The 19,579-nt window shown below is 29.6% G+C and carries 16 protein-coding genes; 15 read left to right on the top strand and 1 reads right to left on the bottom strand.

Going from position 1 to position 19,579, the window contains the following annotated elements; genetic code table 11:
* The first annotated feature begins 4 nt into the window (after positions 1-4).
* The 15 genes from EV214_RS05230 (at position 5) to EV214_RS05300 (ending at position 19,471) form a co-directional block, all read left to right on the top strand.
* Positions 5-2,929: an O-antigen ligase family protein gene (locus tag EV214_RS05230; protein WP_132243418.1), complete on the top strand. Its 2,925-nt coding sequence runs from the start codon at positions 5-7 to the stop codon at positions 2,927-2,929.
* 59 nt (positions 2,930-2,988) lie between these two features.
* Positions 2,989-4,134 carry a DegT/DnrJ/EryC1/StrS family aminotransferase gene (locus EV214_RS05235; protein ID WP_132243420.1) on the top strand — a complete coding sequence of 382 codons (1,146 nt, stop codon included), beginning with the start codon at positions 2,989-2,991 and terminating at the stop codon, positions 4,132-4,134.
* A 13-nt stretch (positions 4,135-4,147) separates the two neighbouring features.
* Positions 4,148-4,816, top strand: coding sequence for a sugar transferase (locus EV214_RS05240; protein ID WP_279233104.1), 669 nt, complete (start codon positions 4,148-4,150; stop codon positions 4,814-4,816).
* Entirely contained in the window at positions 4,817-5,581 is a 765-nt protein-coding gene (locus EV214_RS05245) for a formyltransferase family protein (RefSeq protein ID WP_207669627.1), read from the top strand. It begins immediately after the preceding gene.
* 186 nt (positions 5,582-5,767) lie between these two features.
* The gene (locus EV214_RS05250; RefSeq protein WP_243116558.1) at positions 5,768-6,862 is read left to right on the top strand and encodes a glycosyltransferase family 4 protein; all 1,095 of its coding nucleotides are present in this window, start codon (positions 5,768-5,770) and stop codon (positions 6,860-6,862) included.
* A 1-nt stretch (position 6,863) separates the two neighbouring features.
* Positions 6,864-8,174, top strand: coding sequence for a nucleotide sugar dehydrogenase (locus tag EV214_RS05255; protein ID WP_132243424.1), 1,311 nt, complete (start codon positions 6,864-6,866; stop codon positions 8,172-8,174).
* Between the two features lie 2 nt (positions 8,175-8,176).
* Complete coding sequence (locus tag EV214_RS05260) at positions 8,177-9,151, top strand: SDR family oxidoreductase (RefSeq protein ID WP_132243426.1); 975 nt, start codon at positions 8,177-8,179, stop codon at positions 9,149-9,151.
* Between the two features lie 19 nt (positions 9,152-9,170).
* A complete protein-coding gene (locus tag EV214_RS05265; RefSeq protein ID WP_132243428.1) occupies positions 9,171-10,283 on the top strand; it encodes a glycosyltransferase in 1,113 nt (370 codons plus the stop codon).
* Positions 10,284-10,315: 32 nt separating this feature from the next.
* Entirely contained in the window at positions 10,316-12,160 is a 1,845-nt protein-coding gene (gene asnB, locus EV214_RS05270; RefSeq protein WP_132243430.1) for an asparagine synthase (glutamine-hydrolyzing), read from the top strand.
* Positions 12,161-12,202: 42 nt separating this feature from the next.
* Complete coding sequence (locus tag EV214_RS05275) at positions 12,203-13,387, top strand: glycosyltransferase (RefSeq protein WP_132243432.1); 1,185 nt, start codon at positions 12,203-12,205, stop codon at positions 13,385-13,387.
* A gap of 274 nt (positions 13,388-13,661) precedes the next feature.
* Positions 13,662-14,894, top strand: coding sequence for a hypothetical protein (locus tag EV214_RS05280; RefSeq protein WP_132243434.1), 1,233 nt, complete (start codon positions 13,662-13,664; stop codon positions 14,892-14,894).
* 74 nt (positions 14,895-14,968) lie between these two features.
* Positions 14,969-16,231 carry a lipopolysaccharide biosynthesis protein gene (locus tag EV214_RS05285; RefSeq protein WP_132243436.1) on the top strand — a complete coding sequence of 421 codons (1,263 nt, stop codon included), beginning with the start codon at positions 14,969-14,971 and terminating at the stop codon, positions 16,229-16,231.
* A 128-nt stretch (positions 16,232-16,359) separates the two neighbouring features.
* On the top strand, positions 16,360-18,225 hold the full coding sequence (asnB, locus tag EV214_RS05290; RefSeq protein WP_132243438.1) for an asparagine synthase (glutamine-hydrolyzing): 1,866 nt from the start codon (positions 16,360-16,362) through the stop codon (positions 18,223-18,225).
* A gap of 221 nt (positions 18,226-18,446) precedes the next feature.
* Positions 18,447-19,013, top strand: coding sequence for a transposase (locus EV214_RS05295; RefSeq protein WP_132243440.1), 567 nt, complete (start codon positions 18,447-18,449; stop codon positions 19,011-19,013).
* A 65-nt stretch (positions 19,014-19,078) separates the two neighbouring features.
* Positions 19,079-19,471: a transposase gene (locus EV214_RS05300; RefSeq protein ID WP_132243442.1), complete on the top strand. Its 393-nt coding sequence runs from the start codon at positions 19,079-19,081 to the stop codon at positions 19,469-19,471.
* 20 nt (positions 19,472-19,491) lie between these two features.
* Here EV214_RS05300 and EV214_RS19630 read toward each other — a convergent pair.
* Positions 19,492-19,579, bottom strand: an 88-nt coding sequence (locus tag EV214_RS19630; protein ID WP_132243472.1) for an IS3 family transposase, incomplete at its 5' end; no start/stop codon positions are given.

Raw genomic sequence — 19,579 nt, forward strand, 5'->3', positions numbered from 1 at the left:
ACTTATGGCTACCAAAGTGAAAAATAAAAGAAAATTTAATATTGAGACATCTGGTAAAAATGGTTTCATATTTGGATTACTGTGCATATTATTGTTTTACCCACCTTTTTTTAGAGGACTGTTTTTTGATCAAGAGCTTTTGCCTACGCATATATTTAGTTTTGGGTTAGGGACTGTATGGCTCTTTACCAAAATGAAATCTAAGGGTAGGGTTATTCGTTCTATTCCTGATATCTTGGGATTAGCTATTGTTGGGATGTATTTTATTTCTATATTTTATGGGGTAAATATCAGACTAGCTATCGGTGAATTTTTGAAATATGCCAACTATTATATGATCTACTTGTTGGTAAGAGATTATACAGTGGATGATGAAAAAAATAAGAAGATTATATTAAATGTACTGCTTTTAAGTGGGGTAGTCGTTTCTATTATTGGCATTGGAAGTGCGATTGGGACATTTAGTTATAATGGAGCTTTTGTAAGTGGGCGTATTAATTCTACTTTTCAGTATCCGAATGCATTGGCTTCTTATTTAATTGCTTTGTTTATAGTAGCACTTGGGTTATTGCAAAATAGTGAGAATATAAAAGAAAAGTTTTTCTATGCTGTGCTTGCAAATTTATTTATATTTACTTTTATTCCTACGTTTTCAAGGGGGATGTGGGTATTAGCGCCTGTTGTTTTTATGATGTATTTTATTTTAGTACCAGTTAGTAAAAAGATACAAACGGTTATTTATGGGTTAGTTACAATCATACCTGCGGCAGTATTTTCATTATTGTTTATCAAAGGAATTGGAAGTAGTAATGGACTAATGCAGTGGGGAGTATTACTTATTTCAATAATTATAACAATAGGAATTACTTATTTATGTGAAAAACGAATAGAAAAATTAGATAAGATATCTTATAAATCTGTTTTTAAAGTGGGCGTTATAGTAATTGTAATTATAGGTATAATGGGTGGTATTGCATTAAATACAACGCAGCCATTAATATTGTCTAATATGAATAGTGAAAAAGACACATGGAAATTTACAAGCAGAAATATATCAGATGTGCTTAAAAACAAAGAGTATAGATTAGAAGTGAATGAGACAATAAAAAATCCAGAAAATAAAACGTATGCTGGGGAAATTGATATATATAGTGTAAACAATGAAGGAAAATCAGAAAGTCTACTTAATGAAAATATAACAGAAAGTAAACATTTAGTTTTGAATTTTACAACAACAGATGAAACAGAAGCGATTAGAATCAATTTTATAAATTATTATATAAATACAGAAGTCGCGTTCGATCAAGCAACGTTATATGATGCACAGACAGAAGAAAAGATCAAGGATATCAAACTAAAGTATAAGTATATTCCTGAAAGTTTAGTGGCAAGGATCAATAGCTTTGATCTTAGTGGAAATAGTACACAGGCAAGGTTTTCATTTTATAAAGATGCTTTTAAAATCATCAAAGACTATCCGATCCTTGGTGCAGGTGGAGGAGCTTGGGCAACAATTTACTTTACCTACCAATCTTATATGTATTGGTCTACACAGGCGCATAATTATATTATGCAACTATGGATAGAAATTGGCACACTAGGATTTTTAATCTATATTACTTTTATTGGGACGTTATTATTTAATGTGTATAAAGCAATAAGAAAGAGTAAAAATGTAAAAACAAAGATGATGCAAACAAGTATCTGTGTAGGATGGTTAACATTGCTAATACACAGCATGATGGATTTTGATTTATCTTTAGGAGCGATGTCTATATTATTATGGGCACTCCTTGGATTAACGAATCAAATGGAAATTAAAATAGGAAAGAAAGAAACAAATAGTAATAGCTTGAGATATATTTCGATTAGTATATGTCTTTTATTAGTGATAGGTTCTGGATTTTTGCATCTTGGGCAGCAGTATTCTAAAAAAGCGATAGCGTATGCTCAGAATAATGCTATACAAGAAGCTATTGGATATTTTGAAAAAGCTACAAAAGTAGATCCTTTTACAGGAACATATCATACTGATTTAGCTACAGTGTATACAATAGTAGGAAAAAAACAAAATCAATATAGTGAAAAGGCAGTAAAAGAAATCTCAAAAGCTGTTGTATTAGAAGGTTATAATGCTAAAATCCTTAAAAAAGCTGCACAAATATATATGGAAGCAGGGCAATTTGACAAAGGATTAGCATATACGGACAAAGCAGTGGAAGTTCAGCCAATGAATGCAGATAATTATGCAGATCAAACACAAGCGTATTTGGCTGTTAGTAAATATTTTATAGATACAGATAATAGAGATGGTATTGATATGATTACAGATAGGATATCAAATATAAAACATGTATTAAATAAGAATAGCCAAGAGGTATTGCAACCTTTTAAGTATAGTAAAGATTTAGATTATAATCTTCAGAAGTTGGATTATTTATTGGATTATAAAGATGATAAGGAACAATTAAAAAAATTAGATAAAATTGCTATGTATAATAAATTTGATGTAGATATAGACCAAAATGAAATTCCTGGTGGCGCAAGGATATGGAATACTAAAGAAGGGAATTTACAAGTACAAAATCAAGCTAAATATATAGTACTTAAAAATACAGGTGATGGTTATGGGTTGTTTTATATTGATAACTTATCACTTCAAGAAGAAAAAAAATATAAGTTAGAAATTGAGTATAGTAGTACTTTGAAAGATGAAGATTTTGATTTATATGTATATGATTTATCGAATGATTCTAAAGTTATAGCAAAATTAGAAAATGTAAAAGATTCTAAAAAATTTATAAAAGCAGAACTAGAAATTACTGTTCCTAAGGGTGTAGTAGCTGAAAAACAGAGAATAGGTATTGTGCATAGAGGAAAAAGTAATGGAGTAATAAAGATTGAAAGTATTAATGTGATTGAGAAGTAGGTTGGCAAATGAAGATTATTTATCTCAAAAAATTTTTTCGAGGAAGGAAGTCATAGGGAATGGAAGAAAAAATTTACCTTTCTTCACCACATATGAGTGATGAAGGTTATGAAATGAAATATATAAAGGAAGCTTTTGATACCAATTGGATTGCACCTCTTGGTAAGAACGTTAATGAATTTGAAAATGAGTTTGCTGCAAAAGTGGGGGTTAAATCAGCTGCTGCGTTGAGTGCAGGAACCGCAGCTATTCATTTGGCACTTAAAGCTGCCGAGGTGGGAGAAGGGGATATTGTTTTTTGTCCATCACTTACTTTTTCCGCTACAGCAAATCCAATCATTTATCAAAATGCTATACCTGTATTTATTGATAGTGACTATGAAACATGGAATATGTGTCCTGTGGCATTGGAGAAAGCATTTGAGAAATACCCAGAAGTGAAAGTTGTATTAGTTGTTCATCTTTATGGTTTGCCTGCTGATATGGATAGAATCATGGAGATTTGCAACAAACGTAATGTTGTAGTAATTGAAGATGCCGCTGAAAGTTTAGGGGCTTATTATAAAGGTAAACACACTGGTACTTTTGGAGATTATGGAATTTTTAGTTTTAATGGAAATAAAATTATTACTACTTCTGGTGGTGGGATGCTAGTTTCTAATAATGAAGAAAAGATTAATAAAGCTAGATTTTGGGCCACACAGTCTAGAGACAAAGCAAGGCATTATCAGCATTCAGAGTTAGGTTTCAACTACAGAATGAGCAATGTTGTTGCTGGAATTGGTAGAGGGCAGCTTAAAGTATTAGAGCAAAGAGTTGAGAAGAAGAAGTATATTTTTGAATTTTATAAAAGAGAATTTAGTGAGCTTGATGGTATTGAGATGATGCCGGTAAATGATTGGGACGAGCCGAACTACTGGTTATCATGTATGACTTTAAATGGTAAGGTTAGACCTTTGGATATTATAGAAGCACTAGAAGTAGAAAATATTGAATCAAGACCTATATGGAAACCTATGCATATGCAACCGTTCTTTGTTGAGTATGACTATGTAGGTGGAGAGGTGTCAGAGAAGATATTTGCGAATGGTGTTTGCTTGCCAAGTGATACGAAGATGAGCGATAAAGATTTATTTAGGATAGTTGGAATTATTAAAGGGCTGTGGAAACAAGAAGCCTATAAGGAAGTTGCTAGTACTAAGTAGGTGGTGATTATAGATGCAAACAGAAATTAGACCAGATATTAAGATGCCTGTGCAATATCAGGGGGGGATATATAGAAGAATCATAAAAAGTCCTATGGACTTTATGTTATCACTATTAGCAATTATAGTTTTATCACCTGTTTTGTTTGTAGTATCCATATTAGTGAGAGCTAAGCTAGGTAGTCCAGTGATATTTAAACAGAAAAGACCAGGGTTGAATGAGAAAATATTTACTTTGTGTAAGTTTAGGACTATGACGGATGAGAGAGATGAGAAGGGTGAGTTGTTGCCTGATAGTGTGAGGCTTACTAAGTTTGGGAGGTTCTTGAGAAGTACCAGTCTGGATGAGTTGCCTGAGTTGTTTAATATATTAAAGGGTGATATGAGTATAGTGGGACCGAGGCCTTTGTTGGTTCAGTACCTTCCGTTATATAACGAACACCAAAAAAGACGTCATGATGTTAGACCGGGATTGTCAGGTTTAGCACAGATCAGTGGTAGAAATGCAATCAACTGGGAAGAAAAATTTAATCTTGATGTAGAGTATGTAGATAGTGTTGGTTTTATTGGTGATTGGAAGATTATATTTTTGACTATAAAAAAGGTGTTTGTTAGGGAAGGGATCAGTCAAGAAGGGCAAGAAACAGTTCAATATTTTACTGGGAATTCGGAGGAATTTTAAATGAAGATTATTTTTATGGGAAGAAAAAAATATTCTACTGATTTAATCGAATGGACTATAAATCAGGGAATCGAGATAGAAGCTGTTGTTACCGATTCACATTTTTCAAACTCTCCTACAGCTAAGAAGGCAAAAGAATTACAAATACCTGTTATTAGTATGGAAGAAGTAGAGAAAATCTTAAGTCAACCTAATCATGATATCGATTTGGTTGTTTCGTATTTGTTTTGGAGGAAAATTAAGGAGCCATTAATTAGTGAACCAAAGTATGGTTGTATTAATTTTCATCCAGCGATATTACCAGATTGGAGAGGCACAGCTGGTTATAATGTTGCTATCATAAATAAACTTTCGGAATGGGGCGCTACAGCTCATTATGTTGATAAAAGTATTGATACAGGCAACATAATCAAAACTTATAAATTTAATTTTGACTACAGATTAGAAACAGCTCAGAGTTTAGAAAAGAAAACTCAAGAGATACAGGTGGAGTTATATAAAAGTATCATATTAGATGTTAAAGAAAAAGGTAAAATAGATTCATTAGAGCAATTTGAAAATGAAGGTACTTATATTTCAAGAAATGAAATGGAAGCAATGAAGCAAATTGATATAGAAAAAGATGATGTTGACTTAAAGATTCAAGCGTTTTGGTTTCCACCTTATAATGGAGCCTATATTGAAATCAAAGGTGAAAAATATACTTTAGTTAATGAGTTTATCTTAAAACAATTAGTGGATAAAGATAGTACTTCGAATGCCTAGTCGTAATATCCTAATTAGCAAGTAGAATATAAATTACGCTTGAATTTATTACATTGAAATTACAGATGACTTACTATGAGATAAAGTTAATTAATGATACAAACATTACTGATCTTTGCAAGAAGTTATAGGCTGAAATAAAAACCTTTTTAAGATTCAGGGTTTCAGGCAAGGAGAGAATAAATAATGAAGATTCTTGTATTAGCCAACTTTGGTATGGGCTTATATAAATTTAGAAAAGAGCTTTTAGAAGAGTTGATAAAACAAAGTAATGATGTTTATATTTCATTTCCTCATGACGAGTACGTCTTTAAATTGAAATCACTAGGTTGTGAGTATCTAGAATCTAATGTTGATAGACGAGGTACAAATCCTGTAACTGATATGGCCTTGATTCTGACTTATATAAAAATCATCAGAAGAATCAAACCTGATGTTGTTTTAACATACACTATTAAACCCAATGTTTATGGAGGCATAGCTTGTAGAATTACTAAAACACCGTATTTGACTAATATTACAGGCTTAGGTACTTCTATTGAAAATAAAGGTTTAATGCAGAAAGTTGCGTTGGGATTATATCGAATTGGATTAAAAGAATCACGATGTGTTTTTTTTCAAAACGAGCCGAATAAGCAGTTTTTTACTAAAAAAAAGGTTGTAAAAAGAAGAACAAGATTAATACCTGGCTCTGGTGTAAACCTAAAGCATCATGTTTTAGAGGAGTATCCTAATAATACTGAAACAATCAAATTTTTATTTATCGGGCGAATTATGAAAGCGAAGGGGATAGACGAATTACTCAAAGCTGCAAAAATAGTAAAAGAAAAGTATTTAAATGTACAGTTTGATTTAATTGGATTTATCGAAGAGGATTACACTGAACAACTAAAAGAGTATGAAAAAAATGGGGTTGTCAATTATCATGGGCCTCAAAATGATGTTCATAAATTTATTAGAAAAGCTCACGCTACAATACTTCCGTCTTATCATGAAGGAACTGCTAATGTATTACTAGAATCTGCATCATCAGGTCGACCAGTATTAGCTTCAAAAGTAACTGGTTGTATAGAAACTTTTGATGAAGGCATAAGTGGCTTTGGTTTTAAAGTTAAGAGTGTGGATAGTTTAGTTGAAGCAATCATTAGATTTATAAATCTACCTGATGATAAAAAGAAGGCTATAGGGATTGCAGGACGAAAGAAAATGGAAAAAGAATTTGATAGATGTATCGTAATAAATGCTTACATAGAAGAATTAAATAGTTTAAAGGAGAATTGATATGAGTCTATATGAAGCTATTGTATCAAAAAAAGAAAAAATTTCAGTTGTTGGTTTGGGATATGTAGGTATGCCATTGGCAATTGCATTTTCAAAGAAAGTTGATGTTGTTGGTTTTGATATATCTGAATCAAAGGTTAAGCAATATCTAAACGGTACCGATGTTACAAAAGAAGTTGGAGATCAAGCCATTCAAGAAACAACTGCTTTATTAACATGGGAAGAAAAACACTTAAGAGATTGTAAATTCCATGTTGTAGCAGTACCAACACCAATTAACAAAGATAAAACGCCCGATTTAAGGCCGGTTATTGGAGCAAGTAGAACAGTTGGTAGAAATTTGACTGAAGGCTCAATCGTAGTCTTTGAATCAACTGTTTTCCCAGGTGTTACTGAAGACATTTGTGTTCCTATTCTTGAAGAAGAATCAGGATTAAAATGTGGAGTCGATTTTAAAGTAGGTTACTCTCCTGAAAGAATTAATCCTGGCGATAAAGTACATAGATTAGAAACCATTGTAAAAGTTGTATCTGGTATGGATGAAGAGTCATTAGATACAATTGCTAAAATTTATGAGATGGTAATTGAAGCTGGGGTGCATAGAGCAGAAAGCATAAAGGTTGCTGAAGCGGCTAAAGTAATTGAGAACTCGCAAAGAGATATTAATATTGCTTTCATGAATGAACTTTCAATTATCTTTAATAAAATGGGAATTGATACGAATGCTGTTCTGGAAGCCTCAGGAACAAAGTGGAACTTTCTTAAGTTTTCTCCTGGGCTAGTAGGCGGTCACTGTATAGGCGTAGATCCATATTACTTAACTTATAAAGCGGAAGAGTTGGGATATCATTCTCAAATCATATTATCAGGTAGAAAAATCAATGATGATATGGGGAAATATGTAGCAGAACAGACAGTAAAAATACTTATTAAAGCTGATAAACAAATTAAAGGTTCTAAAGTAGCTATTTTTGGTGTGACTTTTAAAGAAAATTGTCCAGATGTTAGAAATACAAAAGTTGTAGATGTAATCAATGAATTACAAGAGTATGGAATAGAAACTAAAGTGCTTGATCCTGTAGCAGATAAAGAAGATTTATGGAGAGAGTACAAAATCAATCCGTCTTCTATTGAGGATATACAAGATATGGATGCAATTATTTTTGCAGTACCTCATGAAGAGTTTAAGGAATTAAAAATAGAAGATATTAAGAAACTTTATCAAAATCATAAGCATTTACTTATAGATGTAAAGGGTATGTTTGATAAAAAAGAAGCAGAAAGCAATGGTTTTATATATTGGAGGTTGTAATAATGGGATACCAAGATATTAATTTTCCTGAAGGAACTAAGTTTTTAGTAACAGGTGCAGCTGGGTTTATTGGATCAAATCTTGTAGAGGCAATACTAAAATTAGGTTACAAAGTAAGGGGATTAGATGATTTTTCAACTGGCAAAAGAGAAAATATAGATTTATTTATGGATAATTTTAACTTTGAATTTATTGAGGGAGATATACGAAATCTCAATATTTGTATGAATGCTTGTAAAGATGTTGATTATGTATTAAACCAAGCTGCTTGGGGAAGTGTGCCAAGAAGTATTGAGATGCCTTTATTATATGAAGCGATTAATATAAAAGGTACATTGAATATGATGGAAGCGGCTAGACAAAACGGTGTGAAGAAGTTTGTCTATGCATCTAGCTCATCGGTATATGGGGATGAACCCAATTTACCAAAGAAAGAAGGAATAGAGGGAAATTTATTATCTCCTTATGCACTTACTAAGATGGTTGATGAGGAATACGGTAAGCAATATACAAAGTTATACGGGTTAGATACGTATGGATTGAGATACTTCAATGTATTTGGTAAAAGACAAGATCCTAATGGTGCATATGCTGCGGTTATTCCAAAGTTCATAAAGCAATTACTTAATGATCAACAACCAACTATCAATGGTGATGGAAAACAGAGTAGAGACTTTACTTATATTGAGAATATTATTGAAGCAAATTTAAAAGCTTGTAACGCATCAGATGAAGCCGCTGGACAAGCATATAACATTGCTTATGGTGGTAGAGAATATTTGATTGATATTTATCATGAATTATGTAAGGCATTGGATAAAGACATTGAACCAATTTTTGGGGTTGAGCGTAAAGGTGATATTAAGCATAGTAATGCTGATATAAGTAAAGCAAAAGAATTGCTGGGATATGATCCAGAGTGGAGTTTCGAGAAAGGAATTGTAGCAGCTATAGAATGGTATAAGGAGAATTTGTAGAAATAGAGGATGAGAATAAATGAAAAAAATTATTCATATAATCACAGGTTTAGGGTGTGGTGGTGCTGAAAGTATGCTCTATAAACTTTTAAAGTATTCCGATAAAGGGCAGTATTATCATGAAGTCATTACCTTGATGGATCAAGGCATGATGGGAGAGAAGATAAAAATGGCGGGAATAAAAATTCACTCGCTAAATTTAAATAGGAAAAATCTGTGTGCTTCTTTAATAAAAGCTAGAATCATATGTAAAGAGTGTGATATAGTTAACACTTGGCTCTACCATGCAGATATATTTGGATTTATAGTATCTAAAGTTTTATTAAAGAAGAAACTTATTTGGAATATTAGACATAGTAACTTAGATAAAGAAGCAAATAAATCTAAAACATTAAAAATTGTAAAATTCAATTCATTAGTATCTAGATTTGTTGACTGTATAACTTATAATTCAAATAAGGCTTTTGAAAATCATATGAAAGCAGGATATGTAGATAAAAATTCAATAATTATTCCTAATGGGTTTGAATTAGATAAATTCAAGTTTAATTTGGATGATAGATTGAGAATTAGAAAAGAATTAAGATTAAATAAAGAAGAAAAAGTTATTATCACTGTTGGTAGATGGGATATACAAAAAGATTATTATACTTTACTAAAAGCTCTAGATAAGTTAAAAAAACAGAAAGTAAAATTTAAAATGCTCATGGTTGGAACTAATTTAGAATATTCTAATGATGAATTAGTAATTTTAATAAATGATTATAATCTTAAAGATAATATACTTTTATTAGGTAGACAAAATGACATACCAGCATTATTATCGGCAGCCGATATATATGTTTCTTCATCGTTAGGTGAAAGTTTTTCCAATGCAATAGGTGAAGCTATGGCTTGTGAATTACCTTGTGTTGTAACAGAGGCGGGAGATTCAAAAATTATAGTGGGAAATACGGGTAAAGTAGCGAGTACAAAAAATTATCTTGAACTTAACGAAGCAATTATATCGTTACTAAATAATGAAGAAATAGATAAATTAAAAATATTAGCAAGACAAAGAGTTGAAAAGAAATATTCAATAAGAGCTATTGTAAAATCATTTGACAATTTATACTTAACTGTGAGTAATTAAAAATAATCTTATACTAAATAGGAGCGAGGATTATGTGCGGAATATGTGGATTTATAAATAATGGATATAATAAAAGAGACTTATATGAAATGAATCAATCTATTTGTCATAGAGGTCCTGATGATGAGGGATATTATTTGGATGAAAGAATTGGACTAGCACAGAAACGGTTAAGTATATTAGATTTATCGTCTTTAGGCAGACAGCCAATGAGTGATGAAACGGGTACTATAACTATTTCATTCAATGGTGAAATATACAATTATAAACAAATTAAAGCTGAATTAGTAGAAAAAGGATATTCTTTTAAAACAGATACTGATACAGAAGTGATTGTTTATGCGTATAAGCAATGGGGAATAAAATGTATCAATAAATTCAATGGAATGTTTGCTATAGCAATTTGGGAACAGAAAAAAAACAAATTGACCTTGGTAAGAGATCGTATTGGTATAAAACCATTATATTACTATCATAATGGAAAAGATTTTGCTTTCGGATCAGAACTAAAACCTATTATAAAACATCCTAAATTTTTAAAGAATATTAATAATCAAGCAATTAATTTGTATTTAACATTTGGTTATATTCCTGCACCATATACTATTTATGAAAATACATTTAAATTAGAGCCAGGTAAATATTTAATATTTCAAAATAATAAAATAGAGATATCTACCTATTGGGATATAATTGATATAAAAAGGAAGTGTGCAAATAAAGAAGTTTTAGCAGAAAAAGAGTATTTAGAGCAATTAGAAGAACTTTTGAAATCATCTATTAAAAGTAGATTAGTTAGTGATGTACCTATCGGTGCATTTTTAAGTGGGGGAATAGATTCGAGTTTAGTTGTTTCTTTGATGCAGGATATGAGTAAAGATAAAGTTAAGACATTTTCTATTGGTTTTAATAATGATAAATTCAATGAAGCAAATTATGCTAAAGAAATTGCTGCATACTTAGGAACAGATCATACTGAATTATATATAACTAATGATGATCTTTTTTCAATGGTTGAAGATTTAGTTTATTATTATGATGAGCCTTTTTATGATTCGTCATCAATTCCAACAATGTTAGTATCAAAATTAGCTAAAGAGAAAGTTACAGTAGCACTGTCAGGGGATGGAGGAGATGAACTTTTTTGTGGCTATAATACTTATGATCATATAAAAACTTTATCAAAATTTCATAATTTACCTCATTCTATTCGAAAAGGGATTGGTTATGTAGGAGGATTATATAACAAACGGTTGTCTCAAGTATTGGATTATTCTGGGGAGATAAGTGAGATGGTACTAAATTTAAAAAGTATGTTCTCTAAAAAGGAAATCAGGAGCATTTTGTTAAATAGTGATGATTTAGACAAAAGTATTAATTATTTTAGACCTTACGATGAACTAAAAAAACATACTATATTAGATAAGGAAATGATTTCAGATATTAAATCATACATGGTAGATGATATTCTAACTAAAGTGGACAGAGCAAGTATGAAATACGCATTAGAAGCTAGAGTGCCTTTATTAGATCATAAAATTGTTGAATTTTCTTTGAAAGTTCCATTGGAATTTAAGATGCGAGAAAGAGAAAAAAAATATCTGCTAAAACAAGTTTTATACAAGTATTTACCTAAACAGTTTACAAATAGACCTAAAAAAGGTTTTTCTGTACCAATTGATGAATGGGTTAATGGTTCATTAAAAAATGAAATTGAATATTACTTTAGTAAACAATTTGTTAATAATCAAAACATATTTCACTACTCAAATTTGAATGAAATGAGGATGAATGGCAAATTAAATACTAAACAAATTTGGTGTATATTTATTTTTCAGAAATGGTACAAAAAATATTTTGTAGAAGATATCACATAGTCAAAACGAGAAGATTCTCTTTATAGAAGCGGGTGGAAGCACATGAAAAATGTTGCAATAATGATTTCTAGTCTTAAAGGTGGTGGCGCTGAACGTGTGGCATCATTATTAAGTCAGCAACTCTTTAAAAAGTACAACTTATATTTAATTGTTTTTGATTCCGAGGATATAGCATATCAGTTCGAAGGAAATTTGATAGATTTAAAAATGAAATCTCAATCTAATTTTATTTTCAAAACATGGAATGCTTTTTTTAGACTTAGAAAAGTAAAGTTATTAAAAAAAGAGTTAAAAATAGATACAACAATTAGTTTTTTAGATGGTCCCAATATTATAAACATTTTGTCAAGGAAAAAGGGCAGAGTTATTGTATCGGTTAGAAATTATGTTTCAATTCAGTCCAAGGGGATTTATGGAACAATAAATAAATATTTAATCAAAAAAATTTACAATAGATCTGATAAAATTATAGGAGTCTCAAATGTTATAAAAAAAGATTTAATTTCAAATTATGGTACTAATAAAAAAAAAATAGTAACTATATATAATTTCTATGATTTGGAGAGGATACGTAGCTTAGCCAAAGAGCCCCTGGAAGAAGAGTATCAAAATATTTTTAAAAGTAAAGTAATAATAACGGTAGGGCGATTAAATCATTTTAAAGGTCAGTGGCATTTGATAAGAGCTTTTAAAAAAATTAATAACTATAATAAGGAATTTAAATTAATCATATTAGGATCTGGTGAATTAGAAAGTTACTTAAGAGAATTAATAAAAAATCTTGAATTGGAACAAAATATATGTTTGTTAGGCTTTAAAAACAATCCATATAAGTATATATATAATTCAGATTTATTTATATTACCATCTCTTTCTGAAGGATTTCCGAATACATTGGTAGAAGCAGTAGCTTGTGATGTTCCGGTAGTGTCATCAGATTGTAAATCAGGGCCAAGAGAAATACTAGCACCAGATACCGATTGGCAATATCAATGTAAAGCTGTAGAATATGCAACATATGGTACTCTTGTCCCAGTGTGTGATGGTAACTATTATAATTATGATGAACCACTTAGTAAAGAAGAAAATATAATGGCAGATACATTGCTAGAACTATTGAACAACGAAAAATTACAGAAAGAATATAAAAAAGCAGGAAAAAGTAGAGTGGAAGATTTTGGAATAAAAAATCTGATAAAAGAATGGGAAAAAAATATTGAATTATAAAATTATGGAAATTATATAAAAATTTATGACAATAAAATAGCTACTTAAAGTTATTGAAATTACATATGAACTTGTATAATCGAATTCTTACTAAATAAAAAAGTGAAATATTTTTAAAAATAGGTCGAGAATAATATATTCAGTTAACTCTATTATTAGGAACTTTGATATTTTACATTGTGTAGTTTAATATAATATTTTAGAACCCTAAGAATTATTAAACTTAAAAGATATAAGATTTACTATTGTAGTTTAAATATCAGGAGGAAGATATATGCAAATAGCATTTATGATAATTTCCATTTTGGGATTAATATTTTTCATGAATAAAAAAAGAAAATTTGATTTTTTTACTTTAGCTTATATATCTGCTATTGTATATTTTTTGCCTGGTTTTTATGGATATGTTTTTTTGCCTGGTTGGATTCAAAGTTCTATTTTGAAGGAAACATATTTGGTAATGTGTTTAGTATTGGTATCAATAGGAACAGGAGCAATTATTTATGACATAATTAATATTAATAAGAAGGAACAAAAAAAAATTAGTGTTGAAGGTTCACAAAATATTTTATTTTTTATTACTATAATCTCATTTTTGGGATTAACATTGATGATTATAACGATGGGGAGTAGCTTATTGTCTGCTAATAAACAAATTGTTTTGTCAAATGGAAATAGATGGTCCTTGCTATGGGAAAACACAATATTATTAGGAATAGTTTTTGCTTTTATTACAGAGAAAAAGAAGTTGTTTTGGCTTTTTTTTATTATGATGTCATTCCATATATATATGGGATTTAGATCAACTGCAGCAATTGCAATAATATCTATAATGACTCATTGGTTAAATTTAAAAGGTAAACAAAGGTTACTTATAAATAATATAAAATCTTTAGTTATCGGAATAGTAGTTGCAATTTTTTTCTTTAGTTATAAACAAATTTACATTCCTATAAAATTAGGGATGTGGGACTTAGTTGTACAAAAAATTTCGAGTATACAGTTTTATGTAGATTCAATCAGATACTCAGAACCCTTTGGAATACAAGTTATATTAAATGAAGTAATAAGAACAGACTTCAAAGTAGGATTATCACATTTTAAGTCAATCGCATATCAGGTTATTTTATTTGCTAATAAGCTGGGGGGAGATAGTACTTCGTTCAATAGTTTGTTTCAAAATGCTATGTTTCCAAAAGTTAACTATGGTATGGGGAGCAATATTTGGGCAGAAATGTGGGCTTCAGGAGGATGGGGATTATTAATTTTGTTTATTATATTTTATGTAATTATCTTATCAATTGGTTCTAAATTGATGGAAAATATTGACTCTAACATTAAACCCTTGATACTGATAAGTATGAGCTATTGGAGTTTTTATATTCATAGAAATAGCCTAGTATATGAGATTAATCTAATTAAAAGAGTAATTTGCATCTGGACAATTTGTATTATGATATCAGCAATAATTCCCAAAATATCAAAAAATACATTTTTGAAAGGTTGAAATGAGATCATCATTTGTATAAGAAACTGGATACTATAGAATAAATTATGTAGAATGTGAGGATATGCTATTATATGATAAGTAGTGATACAATATTAGAATTTCTTATAAAAAGAAAGGGATTTATTATATTCACCTTACTTAAAGTGTTGATAATGATTTTAGGTTTAATTACTAATGTGGTTATTGTCAGAAAATTAAGTGTTGGTGATTATGGTATATTTTCATTAATATTTATGTTAATCGGCTTAATTACTACATTTGGATTTAGCTGGAGTTCTTCTTCAATTTTATATTATGGAAGTAAAGAAAAAGCTAAGCATGGTAGTATTAATAAAACTTTTTGGGCGAGAAGCATAATAATTTTTTTAAGTTTAATTATTATTACATTGCTATTTTTAATATTTGGGAAACAAATCAATCTGTACGTGGGATTAAATGTATCTTTTTTAATATTGATCTGGTTATACGTGAGTGTAGCTGAGGATTACTTAAGCCAATATTTTTTGGCTGTTAATAAGCAAGTTTTGTCAACCTTGTTATCAATAACAGCTAAAATTATTTATTTGCTTTTAATCTCTACGATATCATTTGATGTTAAAACTTTACTAGTAATAAATATAATAAGTCATGCTAGTGTAATTTTCTATATTTTTAAAATAGACAATAAAGATGTTGGGAGGTTTGAATTTGATCGATTATGGTTTAAAGAGGTGCTGAACTTCTCTTTATGGCAGTTGTTTGGATTTTCAGGATTATACCTTATAAATTTCGGTGATACGGCAGTTATTAAACATTTTATGACTACTGAAGATGTAGGAATTTATAATGCAGCATATAAACTTTTTACTGCTATAGCGGGATTTGCTTATTTGATTTCAAGTTATTATGCAACAAATGTTTCTTCATATTTTTTGAATAGAGATTATAATAAAATTAATATTTTCTTTTATAAAGAAAGACTTATTATTTTTTCTTTAAGCATAATTGTCCATATGTTCATTATAGCCTTTTCTAAGCTTATAATTATAACAATATACGGTGTAAGATATCTTGATGCAGTGAAAATATTTAATGTATTGATGATTGGAAGTATGTTTAATTATTTATCTGTGTTTTATGTTTTATACTATAACACTAATGATAAATATAAAATACTACAAACGCTTAATATAATACAAGCATTAGTGAACTTAGGTTTAGATGTTATATTCATTAACTTTTTTGGATTGATTGGACCTGCTATAGCAACAACTATAGCAATGCTTAGCTCATTTTTATTTTCATTTCTCTATTGTGAAAAAAAAATAAGAAATAATTCATGTGAAATTCAGTAAAGTAATTTTAATGAAATTATAGTAGTTTTACATTTGAATAAAAATTAGTACTTAAAAAATTGTTTAAAATAATAATTGGATGTGAATTTAATTTACATACTTAATATTAAAATAAGAGGTGACTTAAAGTGTGCGGAATATGTGGTTTTTTTCATAAAAAACAAATAGAAGATAAAGTACTATATGATATGAACCAAACTATACATTATAGAGGACCTAATGATGAAGGATATTATATGAAAAGCTTAAAAAACAATTTTCAAATAGGTTTAGCACAAAAGAGACTTTCAATAATTGATTTATCTCCACTAGGGCACCAACCGATGTTTAGTCAAGATGAAACTATCATAGTGGTTTATAATGGCGAAATATATAATTTTCAGGGGATAAAGGATATACTTTTAGAAAAAGGTTATTTTTTTAAATCTAATACGGATACAGAGGTTATAATTTATGCATATCAAGAGTGGGGAATAGACTGTATACATCAATTTAATGGTATGTTTGCGATAGCAATATTTGATAAGCGAAAAGATGAACTATATTTAATTCGAGATAGAATGGGAGTCAAGCCACTATACTATTATTACAATCAACAAGATATAGTGTTTGCTTCCGAACTAAAACCCATAATGAAATATCCTTTTTTTCATAAGGAAATTAATATGAATGCTTTAAATATGTTTCTTTATCATCAATATATTGTTGCGCCTCACACAATCTTCAAAAACACTTATAAACTTAAGCCAGGGTGTTATTTGTTATATAAGAATGGACAGATATCAGAAGTTGAATATTGGAGTGTTAATGATAAATTTGGTAATGAAAAAATTAAAGATTGGAAAGGCGAAAAAAAATATATTCAAGAATTAGATGACTTGCTTACAGATTCAGTAAAACTTAGAATGATTAGTGATGTTCCAGTTGGAGGTTTTTTAAGTGGAGGTATTGATTCTTCTTTAATAATGACGTTAATGCAGAAGGTATCATCCAATCCTGTTCAAAGTTTTACAATAGGATTTGAAGAAGACAACTATAACGAAGCATTATATGCAAGAAAAGTAGCTAAATATCTTGGTACAAATCATCATGAAACTTATCTACCGGTGAATAAAGCTAAGGAGTTAATTGAGAAACTACCTATCTTCTATGATGAACCATTTGCAGACAGTTCCCAACTGCCAACTATGTTGGTGAGTAAAATTGCTAAACAAAATGTTACTGTAAGCTTATCAGGAGATGCAGGAGATGAACTATTTTGTGGATATAGTCGATATGATAATATACTGAAATTTAAGAAATATAAAATTTTTTCCAAATACTTAAATGGAATAGATACCGTTCTACCCTTGAAAAATTTTTTAGTAAAATCTAATTTTAATAGAAAATATATTAAATTATTTAACTTAAACAGTGATGAGGCTATTATTAATTCAGATTATTTGACTTTCAAAGATAAATATAAGAATATTACTTCGTCACCTTTTAATTTAGAAAGCAAATATTTTAACATATTAGATTTATCTGATAACATTCAACAAAAACATATGTTACAAGATCTTATAACCTACTTGCCTGATGACATATTAACAAAAGTAGATCGTGCTTCTATGTCAGCAACTTTAGAAGCGAGAACGCCATTTTTAGATTATAGGGTCGTTGAATATGCATTAAATATGCCACATAATATGAAATATAAAAATGGTTGCAAAAAATATATTTTAAAGGAACTTTTATATAGATATATCCCTAAAGAATTAGTAGATAGACCCAAAATGGGATTTGGAGTACCAATATACAAATGGCTTCATGATGATTTTAAGAGATATGGTAAAAATTATTTCGATAGAGATTTTATAAAAGAACAAGGTATATTTAATTATCAAGAAATTGATAAAATTGTAAACCAGTTTAATAACAAACAGAATCCAAATGTTGACAAATTAATGTGGACCTTGATTGTTTTTCAGATGTGGTATGATGAATATATGTAAGATCCTAATTCGCCAAGCTAGGAATGAATGTGGGTGCTGTTCTTTAACTTGCCGAGCCCTAATGCCTGGCACTTAACATATTAACTTATGTATAGTGCATAATAGAAATGTAGCAAAGTGCAATGCAAAAGTGTAGCAGTAAATGCAAAAAAATATCCATTGTAACACCCTTCAAAATAAAGTATCCTTTAGTTGTTGAAGACTGAAGGAGGTATGAAAGGATGTTAACAATGGATGAAGCTAATTATATCAGAAAGATGCATGAATTTGAATATGTTTCTTTAAGAGAAATATCAAGACGCACTGGTAAACACTTTGATACAGTAAAAAAATATATTGATAAAGAGGATTTCAATGAGCATTATAAAGAACCAAAAGATAACCCCTCATTATTAGATCCTTTGAAGCCAATTATTGACCAATGGCTCATTACAGATTTGCAAGCGCCAAGAAAACAACGTCATACCGTAAGACGAATTTATGATAGATTGCAGGAAGAGTATCCAGAACAGTTAGAAGTGAAATTAAGAACCGTACAGTATTATGTAGCAGCAAAGAAGAAACAGCTCTATGAAGAGAAGGTGAAAGGATATATGCCTTTGGAACATCCACCTGGTGAAGCACAAGTTGATTTTGGGGAGTTCATGTATTACGATAATTCAAACAATGGGATGAAAGCCTATAATCTAACGGTTTCTTTTCCATATAGTAATGCTGCATATTGTCAATCATTTAAAGGTTCTTTCCAATGTTTGTTGAAAAGTGTAATTTATATTATATTTAAATAGTAATTGTTACTCAAAAATATGCTATAAATCCAACAGTTTCAACTAAGTATGGAAAGAACCATCTAGTGAAATTATTATATAAACCTATTGAGAAAGTTAAAAAATTGACCTCAGAGCAACTTAACAAAGTACTAATAATTTATCCAAAGCTTCAAGACGTCTATGATATAATCAAATCTTTTAAACAACTTGTACTTAGCAAAAATGCTACCCTACTAGATCGATGGATTATTGAGGCAAAATCATTAGGAATAGATGATCTTAATAGTTTTATAACTGGAATTTCCAGAGATATAGCAGCAGTGAAAAATGCAATTACATATGAATACAGTAACGGTTTAGCAGAAGGTAGTGTAAATAAATTAAAAGTAATAAAGCGAATAATGTATGGTCGTAATAACTTTGATATGTTACGTAAAAAGGTATTAAGGCTGGAAGAAATACGTAGAATCAACTAACTATGGAAAGAACCAGTAAATCAAACAACTTTTTTAAGGTTAGTAATCCTATATTGATACGGTGTTAAATATCCTAGTGATGAATGAATCCTATAATTGTTGAACCAG

It is taken from the genome of Marinisporobacter balticus, from assembly GCF_004345705.1.
GTDB lineage: Bacteria > Bacillota > Clostridia > Peptostreptococcales > Thermotaleaceae > Marinisporobacter > Marinisporobacter balticus.